This window comes from Roseburia sp. AF02-12, assembly GCF_003461765.1.
In the GTDB taxonomy this organism is placed as follows: domain Bacteria; phylum Bacillota; class Clostridia; order Lachnospirales; family Lachnospiraceae; genus Roseburia_C; species Roseburia_C amylophila.
The window spans coordinates 861,618-886,140 of sequence record NZ_QTXS01000001.1; the positions used below are offsets into that span (position 1 = coordinate 861,618).

Annotated in this window: 23 protein-coding genes and 1 pseudogene; all 24 read right to left on the minus strand. The window is 41.0% G+C overall.

Annotated elements, in window-relative coordinates; genetic code table 11:
• Nucleotides 1–3 precede the first annotated feature (3 nt).
• On the minus strand, nucleotides 4–4,524 hold the full coding sequence (locus tag DV740_RS04290) for a PolC-type DNA polymerase III (protein ID WP_118087516.1): 4,521 nt from the start codon (nucleotides 4,522–4,524) through the stop codon (nucleotides 4–6).
• 8 nt (nucleotides 4,525–4,532) lie between these two features.
• Complete coding sequence (ispG, locus tag DV740_RS04295) at nucleotides 4,533–5,591, minus strand: flavodoxin-dependent (E)-4-hydroxy-3-methylbut-2-enyl-diphosphate synthase (protein ID WP_117698710.1); 1,059 nt, start codon at nucleotides 5,589–5,591, stop codon at nucleotides 4,533–4,535.
• A 28-nt stretch (nucleotides 5,592–5,619) separates the two neighbouring features.
• A complete protein-coding gene (gene rseP, locus DV740_RS04300) occupies nucleotides 5,620–6,651 on the minus strand; it encodes an RIP metalloprotease RseP (RefSeq protein WP_117698709.1) in 1,032 nt (343 codons plus the stop codon).
• A gap of 1 nt (nucleotide 6,652) precedes the next feature.
• Entirely contained in the window at nucleotides 6,653–7,795 is a 1,143-nt protein-coding gene (dxr, locus tag DV740_RS04305) for a 1-deoxy-D-xylulose-5-phosphate reductoisomerase (protein ID WP_117698708.1), read from the minus strand.
• 8 nt (nucleotides 7,796–7,803) lie between these two features.
• Entirely contained in the window at nucleotides 7,804–8,610 is an 807-nt protein-coding gene (locus DV740_RS04310) for a phosphatidate cytidylyltransferase (RefSeq protein WP_117841155.1), read from the minus strand.
• A gap of 1 nt (nucleotide 8,611) precedes the next feature.
• Nucleotides 8,612–9,313, minus strand: a pseudogene (locus DV740_RS04315) (isoprenyl transferase); the annotation flags it as partial.
• An 82-nt stretch (nucleotides 9,314–9,395) separates the two neighbouring features.
• Entirely contained in the window at nucleotides 9,396–9,950 is a 555-nt protein-coding gene (gene frr, locus DV740_RS04320; protein ID WP_022243274.1) for a ribosome recycling factor, read from the minus strand.
• A 15-nt stretch (nucleotides 9,951–9,965) separates the two neighbouring features.
• Entirely contained in the window at nucleotides 9,966–10,661 is a 696-nt protein-coding gene (gene pyrH, locus DV740_RS04325) for a UMP kinase (protein ID WP_022243275.1), read from the minus strand.
• Nucleotides 10,661–11,518, minus strand: coding sequence for a polymer-forming cytoskeletal protein (locus DV740_RS04330; protein ID WP_118087517.1), 858 nt, complete (start codon nucleotides 11,516–11,518; stop codon nucleotides 10,661–10,663). Before DV740_RS04330 ends, pyrH begins: the two co-directional genes overlap by 1 nt.
• A gap of 21 nt (nucleotides 11,519–11,539) precedes the next feature.
• Complete coding sequence (locus DV740_RS04335) at nucleotides 11,540–12,523, minus strand: polysaccharide deacetylase family protein (RefSeq protein WP_117841156.1); 984 nt, start codon at nucleotides 12,521–12,523, stop codon at nucleotides 11,540–11,542.
• A gap of 186 nt (nucleotides 12,524–12,709) precedes the next feature.
• On the minus strand, nucleotides 12,710–13,648 hold the full coding sequence (gene tsf, locus DV740_RS04340; protein ID WP_022243278.1) for a translation elongation factor Ts: 939 nt from the start codon (nucleotides 13,646–13,648) through the stop codon (nucleotides 12,710–12,712).
• A gap of 105 nt (nucleotides 13,649–13,753) precedes the next feature.
• The gene (rpsB, locus tag DV740_RS04345) at nucleotides 13,754–14,491 is read right to left on the minus strand and encodes a 30S ribosomal protein S2 (protein WP_022243279.1); all 738 of its coding nucleotides are present in this window, start codon (nucleotides 14,489–14,491) and stop codon (nucleotides 13,754–13,756) included.
• A gap of 142 nt (nucleotides 14,492–14,633) precedes the next feature.
• Nucleotides 14,634–15,188, minus strand: a complete 555-nt coding sequence (locus tag DV740_RS04350) for a hypothetical protein (RefSeq protein ID WP_022243280.1) — start codon at nucleotides 15,186–15,188, stop codon at nucleotides 14,634–14,636.
• A complete protein-coding gene (locus DV740_RS04355) occupies nucleotides 15,178–15,843 on the minus strand; it encodes a DUF6115 domain-containing protein (RefSeq protein ID WP_118087518.1) in 666 nt (221 codons plus the stop codon). The genes DV740_RS04350 and DV740_RS04355 overlap by 11 nt, the downstream gene beginning before the upstream one ends.
• Nucleotides 15,844–15,862: 19 nt before the next feature.
• Complete coding sequence (locus tag DV740_RS04360) at nucleotides 15,863–16,177, minus strand: hypothetical protein (RefSeq protein ID WP_147342271.1); 315 nt, start codon at nucleotides 16,175–16,177, stop codon at nucleotides 15,863–15,865.
• A 30-nt stretch (nucleotides 16,178–16,207) separates the two neighbouring features.
• The gene (locus DV740_RS04365; protein WP_158561513.1) at nucleotides 16,208–17,803 is read right to left on the minus strand and encodes a DUF342 domain-containing protein; all 1,596 of its coding nucleotides are present in this window, start codon (nucleotides 17,801–17,803) and stop codon (nucleotides 16,208–16,210) included.
• Between the two features lie 13 nt (nucleotides 17,804–17,816).
• Nucleotides 17,817–18,587, minus strand: coding sequence for a sigma-70 family RNA polymerase sigma factor (locus DV740_RS04370; RefSeq protein ID WP_117841159.1), 771 nt, complete (start codon nucleotides 18,585–18,587; stop codon nucleotides 17,817–17,819).
• Nucleotides 18,588–18,611: 24 nt separating this feature from the next.
• Entirely contained in the window at nucleotides 18,612–18,920 is a 309-nt protein-coding gene (locus tag DV740_RS04375; protein ID WP_117699038.1) for a hypothetical protein, read from the minus strand.
• A 15-nt stretch (nucleotides 18,921–18,935) separates the two neighbouring features.
• Nucleotides 18,936–19,421 (minus strand): chemotaxis protein CheD, encoded by a 486-nt coding sequence (locus tag DV740_RS04380; RefSeq protein WP_022243286.1) that lies wholly within the window; start codon nucleotides 19,419–19,421, stop codon nucleotides 18,936–18,938.
• Between the two features lie 14 nt (nucleotides 19,422–19,435).
• Nucleotides 19,436–20,056 (minus strand): chemotaxis protein CheC, encoded by a 621-nt coding sequence (locus DV740_RS04385; RefSeq protein WP_118087521.1) that lies wholly within the window; start codon nucleotides 20,054–20,056, stop codon nucleotides 19,436–19,438.
• Nucleotides 20,057–20,126: 70 nt separating this feature from the next.
• Complete coding sequence (locus DV740_RS04390) at nucleotides 20,127–20,591, minus strand: chemotaxis protein CheW (RefSeq protein ID WP_022243288.1); 465 nt, start codon at nucleotides 20,589–20,591, stop codon at nucleotides 20,127–20,129.
• A 15-nt stretch (nucleotides 20,592–20,606) separates the two neighbouring features.
• Nucleotides 20,607–22,694 (minus strand): chemotaxis protein CheA, encoded by a 2,088-nt coding sequence (locus tag DV740_RS04395; RefSeq protein ID WP_118087522.1) that lies wholly within the window; start codon nucleotides 22,692–22,694, stop codon nucleotides 20,607–20,609.
• 2 nt (nucleotides 22,695–22,696) lie between these two features.
• Nucleotides 22,697–23,764, minus strand: coding sequence for a chemotaxis-specific protein-glutamate methyltransferase CheB (gene cheB / locus DV740_RS04400; protein WP_118087523.1), 1,068 nt, complete (start codon nucleotides 23,762–23,764; stop codon nucleotides 22,697–22,699).
• Between the two features lie 15 nt (nucleotides 23,765–23,779).
• Nucleotides 23,780–24,523, minus strand: a complete 744-nt coding sequence (locus tag DV740_RS04405) for a flagellar brake protein (protein WP_118087524.1) — start codon at nucleotides 24,521–24,523, stop codon at nucleotides 23,780–23,782.

Here is a 24,523-nt window from a genome sequence, read left to right on the forward strand (position 1 = left end):
GTATTAAAAATCAAATAAAGAAAGCTGGTTTGATTCCGGCAAGTCCCCAAATAATCCAAGGTCTCCCATCAGATCAATTACGGTCTTACTAACTTTGGTCCGCTGTCTGAAATCATCCTTGGAAAGGAACGGACCATCCTTGGCAGCCTCTACCACTGCCTCTGCCGCCTTCTCGCCAAGACCATCTATGGTACTTAAGGCAGGCATCAGTTTGCCATCAATAATCTGGAAACGGGATGCCTGGGCTTTATATAAATCAATGGTCCAGAACTCATAGCCTCTTGCATACATTTCCTGCACAATACGCATATCCTTATAGGTATCCTGCTCCTTCTTCGATAGTGAATCCTTTCGTTTCTCATAATCACGCATGAAATAATTCAGCTTGTCTTTTCCCTGACACATAAGCTCATAACTGAATCCGGTTGCACGGATGGAAAAGTATGCTGCATAATATGCCAGCGGATAAAACACCTTGCAGTAAGCAATACGCCATGCCATCATAACGTATGCCGCCGCATGGGCTTTCGGGAACATATACTTAATCTTCTTACAGGACCAGATATACCAGTCCGGTACGCCGTGGGCAGTCATTTCTTCCTCCCACTCTGGTTTTAAGCCCTTTCCCTTACGGACAGACTCCATAATGGTAAAGGATTCCTCACTGTCAAGTCCCATACTGATAAGATAAATCATAATATCATCACGGGTACAGATTGCCGTAGAAATGGTTGCTTTTCCCTCTTCAATCAATGTCTGGGCATTTCCTAACCATACATCCGTACCGTGTGAAAGACCTGCAATTCGAATCAGATGGGAAAAGGACTGCGGATCTGCGTCAATTAACATCTGCATCGCAAAGTCTGTTCCAAACTCTGGAATTCCAAGTGCTCCAAGTGTACAGTTTGTCAACATATCCGGTGTAATACTCAGTGCACTGGTATTCTTAAATAAGGACATGACGGACTTATCATCCAACGGAATCTTCTGTGCATCAATTCCGGTTAAGTCCTCAAGCATACGGATCATGGTCGGATCGTCGTGTCCGAGAATATCAAGCTTTAATAAGTTGTGATCAATGGAATGGTACTCAAAATGCGTCGTAATAATATCGGTTGTCATATCGTTAGCAGGATGCTGAATCGGTGTAAAGGAATAAATCTCTTCCCCCACCGGCAATACTACGATACCTCCCGGATGCTGTCCGGTGGTCCGGTGGATTCCCACGCAGCCCTGCACAATCCGGTCTATCTCACAATTTCTCTTATGCACACCATGCTCTTCATAATAATTCTTTACATAACCGAATGCGGTTTTATCTGCCAGCGTACCAATGGTTCCGGCACGGAAGGTCTGTCCCGCGCCGAAAATTACTTCTGTATACTTATGGGATTTACTCTGGTAATCACCGGAAAAGTTAAGATCAATATCCGGCTCTTTATTCCCCTTAAATCCAAGGAATGTTTCAAACGGAATATCAAAACCGGCTTTCACTAACGGCTTGCCACAGTTCGGACACCGCTTATCCGGCATGTCACAACCGGACTGTCCGCCATATTTCTTTACTTCCGGCGAATCAAAATCACTGTAATGACAGTGGGCACAGTAATAATGCGGTGCCAGCGGATTTACCTCCGTGATTCCGGACATGGTTGCCGCAAAAGAAGAACCTACGGATCCACGGGAACCTACCAGATAACCATCCTCATTTGATTTCCAAACCAGCTTCTGGGCAATGATATACATTACCGCATAACCGTTTCCGATAATGGATTTTAACTCCCGCTCCAACCGCTCCGATACGATTTCCGGCAAATCCTCTCCATACATCTCATGTGCCTTGTTATAGCAGATATCACGCAGCATCTGATCGGAATTTTCAATTACCGGCGGACACTTATCCGGGCGAACCGGAGAAATGCGCTCGCACATATCTGCGATCTTATTGGTATTATCGATAACAACTTCTTTCGCTTTCTCACTGCCTAAATAGCTGAATTCCTCCAACATTTCTTCTGTGGTACGAAGATATAGCGGAGCCTGCTCATCGGCATCCTTAAAGCCTTTACCCGCCAGAATAATACGACGGTATACTTCATCCTCCGGGTCCATAAAATGCACATCACAGGTTGCCACAACCGGCTTATGGAATTCTTCTCCTAATTTTACAATCCGGCGGTTAATGTCCTTTAATTCATCCATGGTGGAAATCGGTGCTTTTTCATCTTTTATCATAAATGCATTATTTCCAAGAGGCTGGATTTCAAGGTAATCATAAAACTTCACCAGACGGATAATCTCTTCCTGCGGCCGTCCCTGTAAAATTGCCTGATAAAGTTCTCCCGCCTCACAGGCAGAACCAATCAGTAAGCCTTCCTTGTGTTTTAAGTATTCGCTCTTTGGAATTCTCGCCCTCTGATGGAAATAATCAAGGTGGGATAAGGATATCAGCTTATAGAGATTCACACGACCCAGATCATTCGTTGCAAGAATAATAGCATGATGGGTCGGCATCTTCATAACGGTCTCTTTGCTGACATGTCCCTCGGCATTTAATTCATCCAGTGTATTGATGCCACGGTCAGCAAGCATTTTTACAAACTTTTCAAATATTTCAGCGGTACATGCTGCATCGTCTACCGCACGGTGATGATTCTCCAGCGAAATATTTAATGCCCTTGCTACGGTATCCAGCTTAAAACGGTTCAGATTCGGCAACAGCATTCGTGCCATGGCAACAGTATCTGCAATGGTAAAATCATAAGGAATGCTTAAACGGTCACAGTTATATTTGATAAAGCTCATATCAAAATCAGCATTGTGTGCTACCATAACAGCACCATCACAGAAGGCTAAGAACTCCGGCATAACTTCTGCAATCACCGGTGCCGTAATTACCATATCATCTTTGATTCCGGTCAGATTTTCAATGTGGAACGGAATCGGCACTTCCGGATTAACAAAAGTGGAAAAGCGCTCGGTTATATTCCCTTTTTCTACTTTTACCGCACCAATTTCAATAATTTTATTTACCAGCGGTGAAAATCCGGTGGTCTCTATATCGAATACCACATAGGTATCCTGCAGAGACTGATTCTTTGAATTTTCTACAATGTCCTTCAAGTCATCCACAAGATAAGCTTCCACACCATAGATAATCTTAAAGTCCGGGTCATCCGGCAGTGCATGGTTTGCAATCGGGAATGCCTGGACATTTCCATGATCGGTAATCGCCAGTGCCTTATGTCCCCACTTATATGCCCTTTTTACCAGATCTCCTACATCAGTAACACCATCCATGTCACTCATCTTGGTATGGCAATGAAGCTCTACTCTCTTTAACGGGCTGTTGTCCATTCTTATTGTAGTAAAATCAGGGATTTTCTTAATTCCGACAATGGAGCCGATGGTCAGCTCACTGTCAAATTTATCAATGGTCGTTACACCTTTAATTTTAAGAAATGCTCCCTTTTTCAAATCTCCCATCAGTTCCGGTAGATTCTCATTTTTTGTAAAGATTTTAAGCACAATGGAATCCGTAAAATCCGTTACCGACATAATGATAATTGTCTTTTCACCACGGATTTCTCTTGTATCTAATGTCATTATCTGTCCACGGATGACAACTTCTCCCATTTCACCTACGATGGTCTCAATCGGAATTGCATCCTCTTCAAAATCACGGCCATAAATAACATCCGGATTGTCTGATTTTTTAACAAAATCTCTTCTCTGGAAGGAAGATTTTCCCTTAAAATCCTTTCCGCCGGAAAAGTTATTCTTTCCAGCAGCAGGTGCTGCTCCTGCACCTTCTGTGCCGGTAGTCTGTTTTTTCTCCGGGGCAGCAGGTGTTTTTTCCTTTTCTGACGCTCTAGCATCCGGCTGTGCGTTTGCTTCATTGGCAGCAGGCTGTTCCATGCCATCCGCATTCTGCGTTCTTGCAGCAGCGGTTCGTGCCACGATATGGGCAACCTCTGTTTCAATCTGGCTGTCTGCGCTCTTTAAATAATCATTTTCTGCCGGCTTCTCATACTGTGGCTCAATCATTAATTTTAATCCACAACGTTCGCAGATGATTTTTTCTAAGATATCAATCAGTTCATTGCTCCGCTCTGTGGCAACAATGGTATCCTCTAAGGTAAGAATCATATGGTCTTCCCGGTCAAATTCCATTTTGCTGCAGCGCATCAGATTATAGAGCAGTACGCTGTAATTGCGAATCTCTTCTAAAATACTCTCCCGGTATACCGCCATCAGTTTTTCCGGTGTATACTGGCTGGATAAATTAAATTTTTCTATGATTTTAACAGCTATCTCCTTGTGCGGAAATAGCTGTTGTCTGATTTCTTGTTCAATATGATAGATTTCCGGTTTGGGAATTAGCCTTGTACTCTCTAAATAAATCCGCAGTGCATTCTGTGCGGAATTCGATGCCACTTTTGTAATCTCTGTTTCTTTCAAAAGTGCACTCATCTCTCCGGTAATCTTTAATGTCGGAAAAACTTCAAAAAACAGTTTTGCCATAATTTTTCCTACTCCTTATTCCAGTTCAAAAGTTCCTTTCTTAATTCACTTAAGAGCTGATTCTCCGGTACTTTACGGTCTATCTGACCATGCTTTATAATTAGTCCTTCTCCCACACCACCGGCAATTCCGATATCGGCTTCCTTGGCTTCTCCCGGTCCGTTGACTACACAGCCCATAACAGCAACCTTGATGTCTAAAGGAATATCCGCTACCATATTCTCTACCTGATTTGCCAGTTCGATTAAGTTGATTCTTGTTCTTCCACAGGTCGGACAGGATACGACTTCTATACCACCTTTACGAAGCCCTAAAGTTCTTAAAATCAGTTTTGCTGATTTGATTTCTTCTAACGGATCTCCGGTTAATGAAACACGAATGGTATCTCCAATCCCCTGATTTAAAATCAGTCCCAGTCCAATGGAGGATTTAATATTTCCGCTGATAATCGTTCCTGCCTCTGTAATTCCCACATGCAGTGGATGATCGGTTTGCTCAGCAATCAGTTCATGGGCTTTTACACACATCATAACATCTGAAGATTTGATACTGATAACGAGATTGTCATATCCCATATCTTCAATAAGATGCACTTTATCCAAAGCACTTTCTACAATGCCTTCTGCGGTAACACCATGATATTTTTCTACTAAATCCTTTTCCAGTGAACCGCTGTTGACTCCCACACGGATTGGAATATTTCTTTCCTTTGCTACGTCTACCACAGCCTGCACACGCTCTTCGCTTCCGATGTTGCCCGGATTGATTCTGATTTTATCTGCACCATGCTCCATGGCAGCAATAGCCAGCCGGTAATCAAAATGAATATCTGCAACCAGTGGTATTGCTATCTGCTTCTTAATCTCAGTCAATGCTTCTGCGGCTTCCATTGTCGGCACCGCACAGCGGATGATATCACAGCCTGCCGCTGCCAGACGGTTAATCTGCTCTACGGTTGCTTTTACATCCTCTGTCTTTGTATTGGTCATTGACTGTATCAGGATTGGATTTTTTCCACCGATGATACGGTCTCCTATTTTTACCACTTTCGTATCTTTTCGTTCCATGATTGCTTTTCCTCCTGTGCAGGATTATTTAAAATAATTTTCGAATATCGTTAAACATAACAAGCACCATCAATGCCAGAAGCAGCATCAGTCCGACAAAATGAACCATGCCCTCTTTGTCCGGATCCACTCGTTTCTTTCTGACGGCTTCTATAATCAGAAATACCAGTCTTCCTCCGTCTAATGCCGGTAATGGAAGCAGGTTCATAATTCCAAGATTGGCAGTCAGCATTATGGAATAATTAATTAATGTCAATACCACCGATAGCGTTCCCGCTGACTTGCTCTCGTCATAAGTATCACCAATATTCTTTACAATACCTACCGGTCCCGAAAGTTCATTGACACTGACTCTTCCGGTCACTAACATCTTCAAGCTGTCCATGGTAACTTCTATCCAGTATTTCACTTCATATACGCTATATTTTATGGTCTCAAAAATATTACCCCGCTCACGCATGGTATTTCCATAGATTCCAAAGAGATTTCTTCCTGCTTCTTCATTATATTTCGGGCTGATAGTACAGGTATATTCCTCTCCATCTCTTTCATAGGTCACTTCCAGATTCTCATTGGAATGAAACAGCGTGTAAACACTTACTTCACGATAAATATGAATGTTCTTTCCATTGATTTCTTTAATGATATCTCCAGCCTGAAGTCCTGCTTCCTCTGCCGGATATCCTTCCATAACACCTTTTACCTCCGGCCGGTCAAATCCGGCTGTCCCGATAACAATCAGTGCCAGAAAGAATGCCAGAATAAAGTTAAAAACCGGTCCTGCCGCTACAACTGCTATTCTCGCCCATACGGACTTGCTGTTAAAGGAGCCTTCACTTTCCGACTCTCCGTCTTCGCCTTCCATCATACATGCTCCACCAAAAGGCAGCAGTTTTATGGAATATTTTGTCTCTCCCTTTGTAATTCCAAATAGCGTTGGTCCAAGTCCCAGGCAAAATTCATTTACTTTGATTTTATTTTTCTTTGCCAGCAAAAAATGTCCCAGTTCATGAAAAATAATAATAAAACTGAACATTAAGATTGCAATGATTATTTTCAATCTACCACCTGCTCTCTATATACTCATACGCAGCCTGCTCTGTTGCAAGGATTTCTTCTACGGACGGACTGGCAATATAGGTACACTGCTCCATACACGCCTGTGCAATTTCCGGAATCTCCAAGAAACGGATCTTTCCGTCTAAGAACATTGCTACCGCTCTCTCATTTGCTGCATTAAAAGCAGTCGGAATGTTACCGCCCTTTCTACAGGCTTCATAAGCCAGTTTCAATCCGTAAAAAGTCTCCATATCCGGCTCTTCCAATGTAATTGCCTTCATTTTCCAGAAATCAAGCCGGTCTCCACTTAAGTGTAACCGTTTCGGATAATACAGGGCATACTGGATTGGAAGCCGCATATCTGCCGTTCCAAGCTGTGCAATGACTGCACCGTCTTCATACTCTACCATAGAATGTATGATACTCTGTGGTTGTACTACAACCTGAATCTGGTCTGCATTTACATCAAACAGCCATTTTGCTTCAATGACTTCAAGTCCCTTATTTATCATGGTTGCGGAATCAATAGTGATTTTACGTCCCATGCTCCAGTTCGGATGCTTCAATGCATCTTCCACTTTTACCTGTTCTAATTCCGCCCGCTTCTTTCCACGGAATGGTCCGCCGGAAGCTGTCAAAAGTATTTTTGCAATTTTATTGTCTCCGGCTCCCTGCAGAGACTGAAAGATTGCACTGTGTTCACTGTCCACTGGAAGGATTTTCACATTACATTCCTTTGCCAGCGGCATAATAATATGTCCTGCGGTAACTAAAGTCTCCTTATTAGCTAGTGCAATGTCCTTTCCTGCTTTCATAGCGGCTATGGTCGGACGGATACCAAGCATACCCACAATGGCAGTTACAAGAATCTCTGCTTTCTCTTCCGTTGCTACTTCTAAAAGTCCTTCCATCCCGGAAGCCACCTTTACCTTCAAATCTGCAACCCTTGTCCGAAGCTCAATCGCATCCTCTTCTGCCCATACAGCAACCAAAGCCGGATGAAACTCCCGGATCTGTTCTTCTAATTTTGCAATATTATGTCCTGCCGCAAGTGCAGTTACTTCAATATCTCCATGTTCTCTTACAACAGAAAGTGTCTGGGTTCCGATGGAACCAGTGGAACCTAAAATTGCAATCTTCTTCATGTTTCCTCCTACTTGCCAATCAGATATAATGCAAGATAATAAATAATTGGCGCTGTAAATATTACACTGTCAAAACGATCTAAGATTCCACCATGGCCAGGAATCAGTTTGCCATAATCTTTAATGTCATAATTACGTTTGATTGCAGATGCAGTCAGGTCTCCAATCATAGATATGATTGCCCCAATCGCACAAATCATGCAAAGCATAATGATATCACGGTTGGTGCTTCCCATAGAGCCCTGGAAAACAAAGCAATAAATCAGGGTTAATAATGCTGCTCCCACTACTCCGCCAACAGCTCCTTCCCAGGATTTCTTCGGAGAAAGCACCGGTGCCATCTTGTGTTTTCCAATCAGCACACCCACGCAATATGCACAGGTATCGCAGCCCCAGGAGCATAAGAAAATTAACCATACAATATAAGCTCCACCCGGTAGCATTCTGGTCTGATATACATAAGAAAGCATCACCGATACATAAAATACACCAAAAAATGCTGCTAACATCTGCTCGGTATGATATTTCGGATAAGAAAATACATATACAAACATCAGCACTACCAAAAGTGCGATGACAAATAACATCATATCCGGAATAAACTGAAATTTCAGATTGCAATAATATACAATCGTTGCCAGTCCGCCGACGACACCGGCACAGCTTTTTTCAATTTTAAACACACGATACAGTTCATACAATCCAATCAAAGAAATAATTCCGGTTACTGCCAGCAGCAAATCATTTCCGGTAATAATGAATACCAGTGCCAGAATTACCAGCACGATTCCACTTAATAATCTTGTCTTAAACATATTACTCCTCCTCTATCTTTCCATATCTCCGGTCTCTTCCGCTATAATCCTCTACTGCTTTACGCAGTTCTTCCGGTGTAAAGTCCGGCCATGGAACCTCTGTAAAATATAACTCACTATAAGCAAACTGCCACAGCAAGAAGTTGGAAAGCCGCTGTTCTCCACTGGTGCGGATCATAAGATCAGGATCCGGAATATCTTTCGTATCAAGATAGGATTCATATTTCTCTTCGGTAATCTCCTCTGCCGAAATACCATCCTGCCACATTTTCTTCATTCCACGGATCATTTCATCTCTTGCTCCATAATTAATGGCAATCTGTAAATTCAGTCCCGTATTATGGGCAGATTCTCTTTCCAATACAGCAATCTGCTGCTGGAATTTATCATCCAGCCGGCTGGTATCCCCGATTACACGGACTCTCATATTATTCTTGTCCGCTGTCTTTATACAGTTCTTAAGATAACTGCTCAAAAGCTTCATCAAAGCATCTACTTCATTCTGTGGACGGTTCCAGTTCTCTGTGGAAAATGCATACATGGTTACGTATTCTATGCCCAGATCATGCGCTGCTTTACAGATAACTTCAACATTCTTTGCCCCCATGGTATGTCCATAGTTTCTTGGCATTCCTCTTTTCTTTGCCCAGCGTCCGTTTCCATCCAGAATAATTGCAACATGTTTTGGAATCTTCATCTTTGTTCTCCTTTTTACAGATGTTTACAACATAAAAGGGGACACGGCAATCGCGCTATGTCCCCATATGTGTCGTACATGGATAAGATTATACCGTAAGGATTTCCTTTGTCTTTTCCTCTACTGCACCATCAATTTTTGCAATATATTTATCCGTAATTTTCTGAGTATCGTTTTCTAATTCCTTTAATTCATCCTCAGATACTTCATTTGCTTTGTTCTGTTTCTTGAATGCATCATTGGCATCCCTTCTGATATTACGGATTGCCACCTTGGCATTCTCACCTTTTTTCTTAATATCCTTTGCCAGTTCTTTACGTCTTTCCTCGGTAAGCTCCGGGAATACAAGACGGATCACTTTACCATCGTTGGTTGGATTTAAGCCTAAATCAGATGTTAAAATTGCTTTTTCAATCTCTTTTACAAGGGATGCTTCCCAAGGCTGGATCTGAATCATTCTTGGCTCCGGAACATTGATATTTGCAACCTGCTGTAACGGGGTCGGTGTTCCATAATAATCTACAGTAATTCTGTCTAAGATATGCGGATTCGCTCTTCCTGCCCGGATAGTTGCATATTCTTCTACAAGATTCTCGTATGATTTCTGCATTTTCTCTTCATATGGGTTTAATCTGCTATCCATAAATAATCTCCTTTATTATACAGTCACTTTCGTGCCGTTAAATTTTCCGCTCATTGCATTTACAATGCTGTCCGGCTCATTTAATCCGAATACATACATTGGCATTTTATTTTCCATACACATAATAGATGCGGTTAAATCTACTACTGCAAGCTTCTTATCAATCACTTCCTGAATGGATACCTCATCATATTTCTTTGCTGCCGGATTTACCTTCGGGTCACTGTCATAGACACCGTCAATGGCTTTTGCCAGGAAAATGCCCTCTGCATCCATTTCAATGGCACGGAGTACAATTCCGGTATCTGTTGAAAAATAAGGATGTCCTGTTCCACCTGCAAAAAATACTACCATTCCTTTTTCAAAATATTTATTGGCACGGTCTTTTGAGAAAAGTTTGGTCATGCTTCCACACTCAAACGGAGTCAGAATCTGTGTCATCATTCCAACAGAACGGAAGATTTCAGATACATAAATACAGTTCATAATCGTTGCAAGCATACCAATCTGGTCTGCTTTGGTACGGTCGATAGTCTCGCTGGAACGTCCTCTCCAGAAATTACCGCCACCAATTACGATTCCAACCTGGCATCCGCCATCTACAATCTGTTTTACCTGGCGGGCAACTTCTGTTACGGTTGGCTCATCAAAACCTGTTTTCTTTTCTCCTGCAAGTGCTTCTCCACTTAATTTTAAAAATACTCTCTTCATTATTTATTCTCTCCAAAAAGACTTTCCACATCAATATCAGCATAGCACTGGGAACAGAAACCTTCGATAACTGCACCATTGTTAATCTGAACAGAACGGGATTTGATGTTACCCATAACAACTGCAGAAGTATCTACAACTACAGGTCCCTGAACATCGATATCGCCCTTGATTGCTCCTGCGATAACTGCAGAGCTTGCGGTAATATTTCCAATAATGACAGAACCAAGTCCGATTTTAACAGTTCCGGTGCTTACTACTTCACCTTCTACTTTTGCAGCATCAGCGAAGAATTCAGCAGAATTGCTGTTTCCATTGATAGTTCCGGTAACAACCAGCTTGCCATTACACTGAACATCACCATTAATATTTCCACGGATATCTAAAGAACCAGTAGATGCCATATTACCGGTAATGGATGTTCCTTCTGTGATTACAGATACTTCATCTGAAACTTCATCTGATGTCTGAACCGGAGCAAAATGTGCCGGAGTTGCCGGCTGTACCGGTGTTACTGTCTCTTCTGGCATTGTCATGGTTTCATTTGCTGTTGTCTCACTCATTTTACTTTCCTCCTGAATATGTAAATCTTCTTTTTCTTCTGCAGCTGGTGTCTCTACTTTTGTTTCTGTTTCCTGTGCCGGTGCTTCCTTCTCTACCGGAGCATTGGCATCCTTGGTAACCTTTTCTAAAAGTCCGTCCAATTTGGATAATTCAGACTCCACATCCAGTTCATCTTCCAATGTATTGACTACTACATCGTTATCCTGCTCTGCTGCCTCTGTTGCGTCTTCACCCGGTACCAGTTCGTTCACTGCCTGTGATAAATCCTCTTTAAAATCTTTAAAAAAGCTCATTCTTAAAAACCTCCATTTTTTCTATTGAACACTGTCTGCACTAATATGCTGTATTACAGTTGTATCCTCAGTAATCGGAAGTAACTCTACTCCCTGTGCCTGTAGTGCCTCAATCATCGGACCTAAGGCTTCCACCGTTGTCTCCTTCGTATTTGCATCATGAAGTAACACAACCGATGTTTTATATTTTACCACATCCTCTAACACATTATCTACCAGCTCGTCTGCTGTATATGCCTGTGATGTAGCATCACCACTGGTTACATTCCAGTCAAAATAAGTAACATCCTGATCATTCAGATATTTTATAAACTCTTTCATATCTGTATTACTGACCTGATTGCTGCTTCCACCCGGGAAACGATAATAATGGCAATCCTCTCCCGTTATATCATAAAGATAATTTTGTATTTTGGTAAAATCATCCTCAAAATTTTCAAGCGAATCGTAAATCACACTGTATTTATGGGAATAAGAATGCATTCCCAGTGTGTGCCCCTCATTTACAATTCTTTTATACATCTCCTGGGACTCTTCATCTTCTTTTCCTACAACAAAAAATGTTGCTTTCACATTATACTGCGCCAATGTATCAAGAATAGCTGCCGTATTGGAACTTGGTCCATCATCAAAGGTAAGATATACTTTAAGCTGATCTCCCGGCTGTGCCTTGTTGCTTTCATCCTCTGCCACCAATGGCTGGACAATCGAACTGTCTGCATTCTGATCCTGATATTCTGTGTCTGTCTGTAATTCCGTTCCAGTAGACATTTCTCCTTTCGACTGGTTCTCGTCCTGCTGTACCTTTCCGGAAACAATACCGCTTGATACCAGCCTGTCTATCTGGTTCTGTAAAGAAATTACCCGGCACAACAATACCACGCACAAAATAATCGATATCAGCATCCAGGCGAAGATAGATGTTATAATCCCCGTCTTCATGCGATTAATGCGTTTTCGCCTTTCCCGCTGTTCCTTTAACCCCTTCGTGGTCTTCTCTTCCATGTAGTGACCTCCCGGTCATAAAATCTCTTTTCTATTGTAACACACTTTAACAAAATATCACTATAAAAAATAATTTTAATTGAATTACTTCTTGAGATTTTTCCTTCTTTTGTCAGAAAATTCCCCTGCAGAAATCACTCTACAGGGGAATTTTATATACCTTTACAATTTGTGCTAAGCTTTTACTTAGTTTCCTGCTATCTGAGCAGCAACTTCTGCAGCAAAGTCTTCATTTTTCTTCTCCAAACCTTCACCTGTTTCGAAACGTACAAACTTCTTAACAGATACAGGAGCACCAACTTCTTTGGAAACCTGCTCTAAGTATTTTCCAACTGTCTGTTTTCCATCTTCTGCTTTTACATATACCTGATCTACTAAGCAGATTTCTTTTAACTCTTTGCTGATACGTCCTTCGATCATTCCATGGATAACCTTTTCCGGTTTCTGGGACTCTTTCGGATCATTCATAATCTGAGCTAAGAGAATTTCTTTCTCATGTGCGATGTAATCTGCACTTACTTCATCTCTGGAAACATATTTTGGATTTAAAGCTGCTATCTGCATTGCAATGTTGGTTAATGCTTCTTTTACTGCATCATTTACAACAGTTGTGTCAGCATCAACGATAACACCGATTCTTCCGCCGCCATGGATATAAGATACTACACAACCATTCTCAGCTACAACCTTTTCGAATCTACGAATCTTTAAGTTCTCTCCGATAACTGCAACTTTCTCTACTAATGCATCTTTTACTGTCTTGCTTTCATCTGCATTCCATTTTTCTTCCATGAATGCATCCATGTCTGCTGCGTCAGAGTTTACTGCCTGTGTTGCAACAGCCTCTACAAACTCACGGAATGTATCATTTTTAGCAACGAAGTCTGTTTCAGAGTTAACTTCAACAACTGCTGCTGTCTTATCATCTTTTACTACAACAGTACAAAGACCTTCTGCTGCGATTCTTCCAGCTTTCTTCTCAGCTTTTGCCTGTCCGTTTTTTCTTAAATATTCAACAGCCTCATCCATGTTGCCGTCTGTTTCACCTAATGCTTTTTTACAATCCATCATTCCTGCGCCGGTTAATTCACGCAGTTCTTTTACCATTGCTGCTGTAATAGCCATCTTCATTTTCCTCCATTTATTTTTTCTAAAGGTAAGGACAGGCAATTACTGTCTGTCCTGTTTTATACACACGTTGTGTGTTTCTTATCGTTTAAAATACTGTTCTTATGCCTCTACAGCTTCTTCTGCATCCTCTGCAGCTTCAGTGTCAACATCAACAGTTCCCTGATTTGCTTCGATAACAGCATCTGCCATTTTAGAAACGATTAATTTAACGGCTCTGATTGCATCATCGTTACCAGGAATTACATAATCTAACTCTTCCGGATCACAGTTTGTATCTGCAATACCAATAAGTGGAATTCCTAAGGAATGAGCTTCCTGAACGCAGATTCTTTCTTTCTTAGGATCTACGATAAAGATAGCATCTGGAATCTTCTTCATTTCTTTAATTCCGCCTAAGTTCTTCTGTAATTTGTCTAATTCTTTCTTTAATTTGATAACTTCTTTCTTAGGAAGAACATCAAATGTTCCATCCTCTTCCATAGTTTCGATTGCTTTTAATCTTGCAATACGGCTCTGGATTGTCTTGAAGTTAGTAAGCATACCACCTAACCATCTCTCGTTTACATAGAACATGTTACAACGCTCTGCTTCTGTTTTGATAGCATCCTGAGCCTGTTTCTTTGTTCCTACGAAAAGAATAGTACCACCATCAGCAGCGATATCTGCCATAGCTTTGTAAGCCTCATCAACTTTGCCTACAGATTTCTGCAGGTCGATGATGTAGATACCATTTCTCTCTGTGTAGATGTATGGAGCCATTTTAGGATTCCATCTTCTGGTCTGATGTCCAAAATGAACACCTGCTTCTAATAACTGTTTCATTGAAATAACGCTCATTGTTTTTCCTCCATTTGGTTATTCTTCCATATACTTCTTATTATCAGACAACCTTGCGGCACCAATCTGACAATCGGTATATGTGTAAATTTATCGCAACGCATGGATTATATCATACTCAGCCATGCTATGCAACCTTTTTTTAATGATGAATCGTTTTATCCGTAAGTATTCCGGCAATTTCTTCATAGCCAGCCCCTTCCGGAATCGTTACGGTTCCGGGCAGGACAAAATTGGCATAATTATTATCTACCATATATTTATTAAATGCTTCTGCATTGTCCACAAGACCTTCTTCCTGCAGACGCTGCGAAACCGCATTAGAAGAATCTCCTACTTCTACGGTAAATTCCTTCTGTACCATATTGGTTCCATCCTGTGACGGTGGTACGGCATCCGCTCCATCTGTTCCCACATCCTGCGATATCTCCCCTGAATCAGTTGTTCCCGGCTGCATATCTGTCTGTTCTGTATTAAAACCGTCTTCCGTGCTCTTTGGAATCTCATCTTCTGTTTCTGTAGCTTTTGGTATGGTGTCCTTTCCGGTATCTTCCATTACCATTCCAAGTTCTTTTGCCCTTGCAATGATTTCATCATCTGAAAGGTCATTTTTCTTCATTGCAAATGATATGGATAAGATAATCGTGCTTATCAGAATACCAATTCCCAAGCCTCTCAGATAATACTTAAACTTCACTTGTATCTACTCCTTTATACAATCCTACAACCAATCTCACTTCACCCTGTCCAAGGCCCAGTTCCTTTGCTATCTCTACATACGATTTTCCCTGACTGTATAAGGCAAGGATTTTTTCGTTATGATTCGTCTGCTCCGGCTGTTCTTCCATCTCTCCGGTTGCCGCTTCTGCTTCTGTCTCCACCAGTTCCTCTGTGGCTTTTACTTCTTCCGTTTCTTTAACTACAGACTCTTTCGCCTCTTCTAAGCTCTCACCGATTTCAGCTGACATCTCACCAATTTGTCCTGCAAGCTTTGTCAGCTCTGTATGCTTGTCATTTAGCATGCTATATAAAAACATAATCTCATTATGGGTCTGGTTCATCTTCTCCATAACGGTATCCGAATATTCACCGATTGCCAGCATTTTTTCATTGGTCTCTTTATCCAGTACCCGCTCCACCTTATCTGTGGATTCTTCAATTGCATGGTCAATCTGGTCTTCTATCGCAGCTTCTGCATCTTTCAACTTGTTTTCCAGTATTTTTTTTATCTCATTCTGACTAAGTTCCGCAATACGGTCTAATTCTGCACCAGATAGCTTTTCTGTTACCATAAAGCTTCCTATCATCATAACCAGACCAGCCAGAATCAGGATGATTTCCACGCCTGTCATCTGTCAGATACACTCCTTTTTATATTTTAACATCAAAGCCGCCAATTGCACCTTTGATAACCACACGGTCTTCTTTCTGTTTCTTTTTCCGTTGTTCCTGCCGCTGGTACTGACCCTTTCCCTCTTCCTTTGCATCAAAACGATGTTCTTCCATCTGGGAATCATCTTTCCTGGTCACCTGCTCTGATTGGCGGTATTCTTCTCTTTGCACCTCTATCTGGATGTTCTGCTGATCCACCATTGGTTTCATATCCTGCTGTTGTTTCAGTGTTCCAACATCCTGCGTTCTTTGAATAACTCCATTCATATCTACCGGACGAATCGACATATCCATGCACCTCCAGTCTGTCTCAACCGCACGTCATTACATGTTTGAGATTTTTACTTCACCCTCATCCTTATAAAGCTGGCAGAAACTTCTGTCATCCTTTACAACAAGGCTTACATCGGTAATATTTACAATTACTCCCGCATACAGTATCTTTGATACTTTCACCCTTGCATTGCTACTGCCATTTAATATACTCTGCAGCCTTTCATATTCATGCTCTAATGATGTACACTGAGCTTCCTTCTCCTTAAAAGCACGCATAAGCTGTTCAATATACTGGATTTTTCCCTGATCCAGTTTTTCTTTATTCTTAAGCTTCTCTCCATAGGTAGTAAGAATCGTCCGAATCTGTTCAATGGTCTTATTCAGCTGAAGCAGTTCTTCCTGCACTTTCACATAACGTTCTTTCTTTTCCGGATCCACACCAACTTCAATACGTGTTCCTGCTCCAAGGCTGGAACCAATGGTCTGGGCTTCTACCAGACTGCCTGCCCGGATAACACCACCTGTTATGAATCCATTCTTACCACTTACGCGAACCTCCGTTGCTGCGGATACCTTACTATGTAAAATAGAATCTGTTTCAACATAACCTCCGGAAATGATGGTTGCATTTTCAATAAACTTGCAGATAACATTTCCCTGTGCCTGAAGTATTCCTTTGGTCATTCCATGAATTCCGCGTTTTACAATGATCTGACCACCCGCCTGTATCAGCGCATCTTCTACCACGCCTTCTACTACTACATCACCTTTTGCAATAATTGAAAAACCACCTTTTACATTACCTCTTACGGTAACGTTTCCCGGATAATCAATATTACCGGTGGAATTATCCACATCAGCCGGCACTTCATAGACATCTGATACAAATACTTTACCATTTACCAGACTTGCATGTCCGGTTACTTCAGAGTACAGTTCTGTTTTGTCTTCCGATACCCGGATATTATTTCCATATTCTAACTGAAGGGAGCGTACCTGTTTTGGTTTAATTTCTTTTCCCTGTACATCATATCCTTTGATTCCATGATCTTCCGGAAATAATTTTGCCAGAAGGTCTCCTTCTTTGATATGGCTGATTACATTCAGTTCACGGTAATCTACCGAACCATCTTCATTTTTCTTCGGCTTTAAATTAACATCTGTATTAAAATAATATTCAATTCTGGCATCCTGACCATCTACCGGTTTCTTTCCTTTTGCCAGCACAAAATCGGTACAGTATGCCCTATCCTGGAAAAATTTCAAAATTTCATCCTGATCAACCCCTGCTTTGACACCTTTTGCAGTTAAATCCCTTAAGATTTCCTGCGCATTCATATTCGTGCCGCCTGCAGCCGGATAAAATCTGCACACCGCCTCCATGGCATCTGCTGATACTGTTACGGACATCTCTTCATTTATCTGAATCGGATAAATATCTCCGACCATAATCTCTGTCATCTCATTGCTGTTAATTGCTGCAACCAGTTCCTTTAAATTATAATCCGGGCAGCCATGCCTTTCCAGATACTCTGTCAGTTCACCAATTTCAATAACATTTCCTTCCAGAGCTGCCGGGAAAAGCTTAATATAAGTCGCATGTTCCTTTATCACAAATTGAAAATAAGCATTTGCCTGTCCCATAGCTTCCCTCCTTTTAACTTTCATCAACCAATATATCCATATAACTTCCCATTTTCTTTTTCATCTTTGCCAGAGCCCTGGTATGAAGCTGGGATATTCTTGATTCAGATACTTCAAGAATACTGCTGATTTCCTTCAAGGTAAGTTCTTCATAATAATAAAGTTCAATTACCCTGCGTTCCTTTTCCGTCAAGGTCTCAAGGCTTTGTGCCAAAACTTCTTTCAGTTCGCTTTCTGCCACCACATCTTCCGGTTGTGCAAAATGGGAATTTTTTGTCGCATCCATCGCAGGCTCTGTTCCCTGCTCCACAAACTCATTTAAAGAAACAACATTGGTAACTTTTAACTGGGACTGCCAGTTCAGGTATTCATCCTCTGATACCCCGAGTTCGCTTGCAATCTCTTCATCCAATGCCGTCTTTCCTGTCTTCATTTCTATATTTTTTATTGCTTCGTCAATCTTTTTCTGTTTTTGGCGAACAGCCCTCGGTATCCAGTCCATTTTACGAATCTGGTCTAATATTGCCCCACGGATTCGAAGGCTTGCATATGTCTCAAATTTAACATCCTTGCTTCGGTCAAATTTATCAATTGCATCAATCAGTCCAAAGATTCCATAGCTGACCAAATCTTCATATTCTACATTATATCCAAGATACATACTCAATCTGCCCGCTACTAATTTAACTAACGGAGCATATTCTATGATAATCTGTTCCCGTATTTCAGATACTGGATTTTTCTGATAGCTTTCCCACAGTTTTTCTCTGTCCACTGTTTTCATGCCATAGCCTCCGGTTTCTTATAATTACTCTTCTTTCGCTCTTTTCTCTTCCTCTTTTTCTGACTTTTCTGATGTATCTTCTTTTTTCTCATCAGCAGACTCTTCTGCATCACCATCTGCTTTTTCTTCTGTACTGCTTTCTTCATCCTTTGCAGCTTTAAAATTCTTTTCCAAAATATACGCCGCAATGCCCCCAAGCAGATAGAATATAATCAGTACAAGCAATAATGTCTTTGTAAAGGCAAGCAATTCCATTTTCTGAAAAATTGCCACAATACAGGTAATAAATCCTGCGGTCAACATTACGATTGCAGGAATCGGTTTTGTCTTCATCTTTACATCCTCAATCTAAATAATTTTCAATTCTTTTCCAACAGACTTAATATAGAATTCTCCGGTATCGCAATGTAATTCTACGGTACGTCCATAATTCAGCCCGGTATCCTCTGCCAGAAGCGGAATACCAAGCTCCTTCAGTTTCTGTCTGGAAGCTTCTGCATTTCTTGCTCCAATATTTCCCACTTCAGAGTTACCACTTACCTCGAACATTCTGGCTCCGCCTGCAATCTTTGCTACAAGCCTGCTCTTTGCCGCCCCTGCTTCTGTCATCCGGCGAACCAGCTCTACAATTCCTGTATCTGCGAATTTCGCTATATTCGAATTATTTTTCATCTTTGTACTGTCTGGCAGCATAATATGTGCAAGTCCGCCAATCTTTGTAACCGGGTCTAGCAATGCTATTCCTATACAGGAACCCAGTCCTAATGTGGTAATTGTATCCGGAGCCTTGCAAATATTTAAGTCTGCCATACCAACTTTTATTACTTCACCCATTGATACCCTTCTCCTTATAAGGTAATTCCCAGAGATTTCAGAATCTTCTCATAAGACTCAAGGTCAGGTAACAGAATAAAATATCCTTCTATCATCACTTCATCTCCGAATTCTGTCGTAATCATAAGTGCATTGTCTCCAATTTTACCAAACTGTATTGCCGGAACACTTAAAATAGCTCCCGCCATATCAATTGCAATATAAGGAACCGATGGTGCAATAGTAAGCTGCGTCATGGCAGAAAGCGCGTTCAGATAAGAACCGGCAATGATATTTCCTATTTCTTTTAATGCAGACATATCCATCTCATCAAAATCTTCCGCATAATCTGCCGGACGTCCCATTAGTTTATTTACCAGATAATGTGCAGAATCAAGTTTCATAAGAAACATCATGCTGCCGGTAATATCATCTGTTACTTCCAGATAGATTCCTACGATTGACTCATCTTCCGGGCAAATTGCAGAACCCAGTTCCTGAAAGGTCAGTAATTCAACTCTTGGTACATCCATATTAATCCGGATATTCAACATATTTGCCATTGCAGTTGTTGCATTTCCGGCACCAATATTTCCAATTTCTTTTAAGACATCCACATACATGTCATTTACCTGGTTCAAAGTATAATCCACCAATTTTATCCTCCTGCTGTCATTTCAAGATATAGAATATAGTGAGGCATTTGCCTCACTATATCTATAACAATTACGCATTTTCTTTTTCTTCTATAATAGAATGAATATCCAGAAGGGAAATTAATTCATCTCCGTTTTTACCGATTCCATCGATAAAAGATACCTTGGCATTCTTCATATCGCCACTCACTTTATCAATTTCATTGGTTCCTAATGTAACAACTTCTTTTACTTCATCCACGATTATTCCCAGTGCACTCTGCTGTTCAATTTTTAAAATTATAATACGGCTGGCATTGGTAAATACATCTTCTTCCAGTTCCATACGGATTCTGAGACTCATAACCGGTACGATTTCTCCACGAAGATTGATAATTCCTTTAAAGAAATTCTGTACTCTAGGTACTCTTGTAATCTTCTGCATACGGACAATATTGTCTACATAACTGATATCGATTCCGTACTGCTCATTTCCGATTTTTACAACAATATACTGTTTTCTGATATTTTCTACTGTTTCAAGTTGCTCTGCCACTCTGCACACCCCCTGTTAAATCAATGTATTTGCATCCAGGATTAATGCGACTTCGCCATCACCCAGAATTGTTGCACCGCTGATTGTCTTATTATTATTAATATACTTACCAAGTGATTTAATTACGATTTCCTGCTGTCCAAGAAGATTGTCTACAACAAGTCCTGCATAACGGTCGCCTTTTCTTACGATAACAACAGTAAGGCTTTCTACTTCTTCATCCTTCGGTGGAATATCAAGTATCTGATCCAGCCGGATGATTGGAATAACAGAACCACGTAAATTAATTACTTCCTTGGATTCTACATATTTAATATCTTCAACCGGAATATCCTCGATAGTCTGAATTGCGCCTAACGCAATTGCATATTTTTCATCGCGGATTTCTACCATCAACGCCTGAATGATTGCCAGTGTAAGTGGCAGTCTTACTACGAATTTGGTTCCAACGCCAAGTTTGCTCTTTACCTCAACATCTCCGCCTAATGCTTCAATATTGGATTTAACAACGTCAAGACCTACACCACGTCCGGAAATATCGGTAATCTGTTTTGCCATAGAGAAACTCGGCATAAATAAGAAATCGATAATTTCTTTCTGGCTCAGCTTTTCTGCCTGTTCCGGTGTTACCAGACCACGCTCTACTGCTTTTGCTTTAACCTTCTCTGTATCAATTCCGTTACCATCATCACTTACTTCAATGATTACATTATTTCCTTCCTGGAATGCATTCAGATTAATGGTTCCTGTTTCTGGCTTACCGCGTTCCTTACGAACTTCTGCACTCTCAAGACCATGGTCAGCAGAGTTACGAAGCAGATGCTGCAACGGGTCGCCAATCTGGTCAACTACAGTACGATCAAGTTCTGTATCTTCACCGGTCATGCACAATTCCATCTTCTTATTCAATCTTCTGGAAAGGTCACGAATCATACGTGGGAATTTGTTTACAACGCTCTCAATTGGAACCATCCGCACTTTCATAACCGATTCATGAAGACTGGTTGTAATTCTTTCCAGATACTCAATCTGCTCATGGAATGACTGATTCTGGAAATTGCCTCCTTCCTGGGAGCCAATGGATACCAGACTGTTTTTTGCAATAATCAGCTCACTCACCTGGTTCATCAGTGCATCCAGTTTTTCGATATCCACACGCACGGTACGGTTTGTAACCGGTTTGCCTGCCGGTTTTGACTTAGTCTGTGCCGGTTTATTCTCTTTATGTACTGCCTGCTCTGCCGGCTTTGCTGCTGATGTATTTGCCGGAAGATTTTCCTGTACATTTTCCTCATGGAATAGAGTTGCCGTCTTCACTTCTTCACCAACAGCATCCGCAATTTCAGATACATTTTTAACTGCTTTTAAAATATCATCTAATGCAGCATTGGATGATAAGAACAAACTGAAGTCCAGTTCAAAACGTTCATCCTCAATATCCTGGGAGCTTGGACTGTAAACAACAATCTGTCCAAACTCTTCTACTGCTTTAAATACAAGGAATGCTCTTGCCGCTTTCAAAAGGCAGTCTTTCTGTACTTCTACTGTAATTCCGTAAATTTTGTTTCCACTTTCTTCAGCTGCTTTTAACGCATCTTTATCTTTGGAAGAAAATTCTACGCTTAAGTATTTCTTTTTATCATCACCGTTTTCCGGTTCTTCTGCTTTCTTTTCTTCTTTTTTCTCTTCCTTTGCAGGTGCGGCTGCTCCGCCGTTCTCTGCATTCTCTAAGAATTTGTTCAAAGCTGTAATCAGTGCTTCGTTGTCTTCTGTACCTTCATCTGATGTACTCTTGATCGTATCGAGGTAACTTTCAATTGCATCCAGACACTGGAAAAGAATATCAATCATTTCACTGGTGACTTTTACTTTGTCACTACGAACTTCCTGGAATACATTTTCCATATCATGAGTCAGATGCTGCATTCTCTTAAAGCCCATGGTTCCTGCCATTCCCTTTAAGGAGTGTGCTGCACGGAAAATTTCATTAATGGTATCTTTGTTTTCCGGCTCCTTTTCCAAAGTCATAATGCAATCATTCAGGCTCTGGATATGCTCACTTGTCTCATCAATAAAAATTTCTAGATACTGGCTTACATCCATCTTTAATTTACCCCCACATTCTTTAGAATTGTGTCCGCAACACTTTCTAATGGTACTATTTCATCAACAAGTCCTGTCTCTGCAATTGCCTTTGGCATTCCATATACCACAGATGTTTCTTCATCCTGAGCAATTACGTATACATTTTTTTCTTTCTGGAGTTCTGAAATTCCCTTTGTTCCATCAGCACCCATTCCGGTAAGAACTACACAGGTAATTTCATCATAGCCGCTGTCCATCAAAGACTCATACATCAGATTGGCACATGGTCTTAATCCGCCAATTGCCGGTGCATCACTTAAAACAATACAGTGCGTTCCATCTGCTAACCGCTGTACCAGTAAATGTTTTCCTCCCGGTGCCACATAAACATGTCCTTTTTCCAAAACATCACCTTCGTTTGCCTCTTTCACATCCAGCGGGCTGAGTTCATTCAGCCGGGCTGCCATGGATTTTGTAAAACCAGCCGGCATATGCTGAACCACAAGAACCGGTGCATCCATATTGGATTTCAGCAATGGAATCACACTCTGTAAGGATTTTGGACCGCCTGTGGAACATGCAATTGCAACAATCTTGCTCCGGGCTGCATCCTTCGTTCTAATCTTCCGGACAGCTGCCGGTTTTACCACATTCGTAATTACTTTTTTCTGATACGTCTGTGTGCTTCCTGCTGCAGTTATTGTTGCAAGAACTTTTATCAGTTTTTCCCGGAAACGTTGTCCCTTTGTCTCTATCAGATTATTTGGTTTCTCGATAAAGTCAATTGCACCACGTTCCATTGCCTTGAGTGTAACTTCAGCTCCATCTGTCGTTAATGTACTGACCATTACTACTGTTGCTTTTATATTTTCTTTTTGTAATCTTTCAAGTAGTTCCAGTCCGTTCATTCTTGGCATATTTACATCTAAAACAACTGCGTTATATGCTTTCTGACACAATTTTTCATATGCTTCCAAGCCATCTCTGCATGTATCCGTTGCCTGAAAACCACTATCTGAATTAATTATATCACAGATGACTCTTCTCATGAGTGCTGAGTCATCAACAACCAGAATATTCTTTTTCATTCTATTAATTTAACCCTATCCTTTTCCTCTCTGTCTTGCTTTTCTTTCTTCTGCAAAAATATACCTGATAATTTCTTCCCTTATTTTATCATCATGAATAATAAATTTCAGTCGGTTTTCATACATATTATCACGATTTAACAGCTTTGTACTTCGCAGGATAATATATCCTGGAAGATAATATTGTTTTTCGCCGGTCTGTGTCTGTAGCATCACAATAATCAGAACAGCTTTTCCCTCTTCTAACTGCTCATTCGTTACAAAGCGTACACCACCTCCACTGATATCAACAATAGTGCCCTTTTTCTGCTTTTTATAAAAATCATCATCCCTGAGACTTGCGATGATGTCTTCCGTCTGTTTCATTTCCGCTTCTTCGTCTGTCAGATGGAAATACCCCATATCAAGGACACATTCCATACGGTAATATTCCCGCCTCTGATATTTGCTCAGTGGTGTATTTAATACAATCCGGAGCAGGTAGCGGTTCTCCGTCTTATAACGTTCCCAGATCTGACCAATGCTTTTATACAATCCATTCGGTGTATAGAATACAAATTCATAGCGAAGTCCCAGTGGAAGTAATATCAGTTTTCCACTCTGAATCGGCATCATTATCTCCATTTCACCATTTTCAAACAGTTCAAAAATCTGACTCTTGTAAACTGGTGCAGCCTTTTCTGCAGATTCTGGCCTTTCCGTCTGGTTCACTATATGAATATCAATTTTCATTCCTTCCCGTAAAACATTTGAAATCAT

Excerpts from the sequence above, each read along its gene's own strand:
- DV740_RS04290 (WP_118087516.1), bottom strand. The coding sequence starts at position 4,524 with ATGGCAAAACTGTTTTTTGAAGTTTTTCCGACATTAAAGATTACCGGA.
- ispG (WP_117698710.1), bottom strand. The coding sequence starts at position 5,591 with ATGGAACGAAAAGATACGAAAGTGGTAAAAATAGGAGACCGTATCATC.
- dxr (WP_117698708.1), bottom strand. The coding sequence starts at position 7,795 with ATGAAGAAGATTGCAATTTTAGGTTCCACTGGTTCCATCGGAACCCAG.
- DV740_RS04310 (WP_117841155.1), bottom strand. The coding sequence starts at position 8,610 with ATGTTTAAGACAAGATTATTAAGTGGAATCGTGCTGGTAATTCTGGCA.
- frr (WP_022243274.1), bottom strand. The coding sequence starts at position 9,950 with ATGGATAGCAGATTAAACCCATATGAAGAGAAAATGCAGAAATCATAC.
- pyrH (WP_022243275.1), bottom strand. The coding sequence starts at position 10,661 with ATGAAGAGAGTATTTTTAAAATTAAGTGGAGAAGCACTTGCAGGAGAA.
- DV740_RS04330 (WP_118087517.1), bottom strand. The coding sequence starts at position 11,518 with ATGAGCTTTTTTAAAGATTTTAAAGAGGATTTATCACAGGCAGTGAAC.
- DV740_RS04335 (WP_117841156.1), bottom strand. The coding sequence starts at position 12,523 with ATGGAAGAGAAGACCACGAAGGGGTTAAAGGAACAGCGGGAAAGGCGA.
- tsf (WP_022243278.1), bottom strand. The coding sequence starts at position 13,648 with ATGGCTATTACAGCAGCAATGGTAAAAGAACTGCGTGAATTAACCGGC.
- rpsB (WP_022243279.1), bottom strand. The coding sequence starts at position 14,491 with ATGAGCGTTATTTCAATGAAACAGTTATTAGAAGCAGGTGTTCATTTT.
- DV740_RS04355 (WP_118087518.1), bottom strand. The coding sequence starts at position 15,843 with ATGACAGGCGTGGAAATCATCCTGATTCTGGCTGGTCTGGTTATGATG.
- DV740_RS04360 (WP_147342271.1), bottom strand. The coding sequence starts at position 16,177 with ATGGATATGTCGATTCGTCCGGTAGATATGAATGGAGTTATTCAAAGA.
- DV740_RS04365 (WP_158561513.1), bottom strand. The coding sequence starts at position 17,803 with ATGGGACAGGCAAATGCTTATTTTCAATTTGTGATAAAGGAACATGCG.
- DV740_RS04370 (WP_117841159.1), bottom strand. The coding sequence starts at position 18,587 with ATGAAAACAGTGGACAGAGAAAAACTGTGGGAAAGCTATCAGAAAAAT.
- DV740_RS04375 (WP_117699038.1), bottom strand. The coding sequence starts at position 18,920 with ATGAAGACAAAACCGATTCCTGCAATCGTAATGTTGACCGCAGGATTT.
- DV740_RS04380 (WP_022243286.1), bottom strand. The coding sequence starts at position 19,421 with ATGGGTGAAGTAATAAAAGTTGGTATGGCAGACTTAAATATTTGCAAG.
- DV740_RS04395 (WP_118087522.1), bottom strand. The coding sequence starts at position 22,694 with ATGGATGTAAGCCAGTATCTAGAAATTTTTATTGATGAGACAAGTGAG.
- cheB (WP_118087523.1), bottom strand. The coding sequence starts at position 23,764 with ATGAAAAAGAATATTCTGGTTGTTGATGACTCAGCACTCATGAGAAGA.
- DV740_RS04405 (WP_118087524.1), bottom strand. The coding sequence starts at position 24,523 with ATGATTTCAAATGTTTTACGGGAAGGAATGAAAATTGATATTCATATA.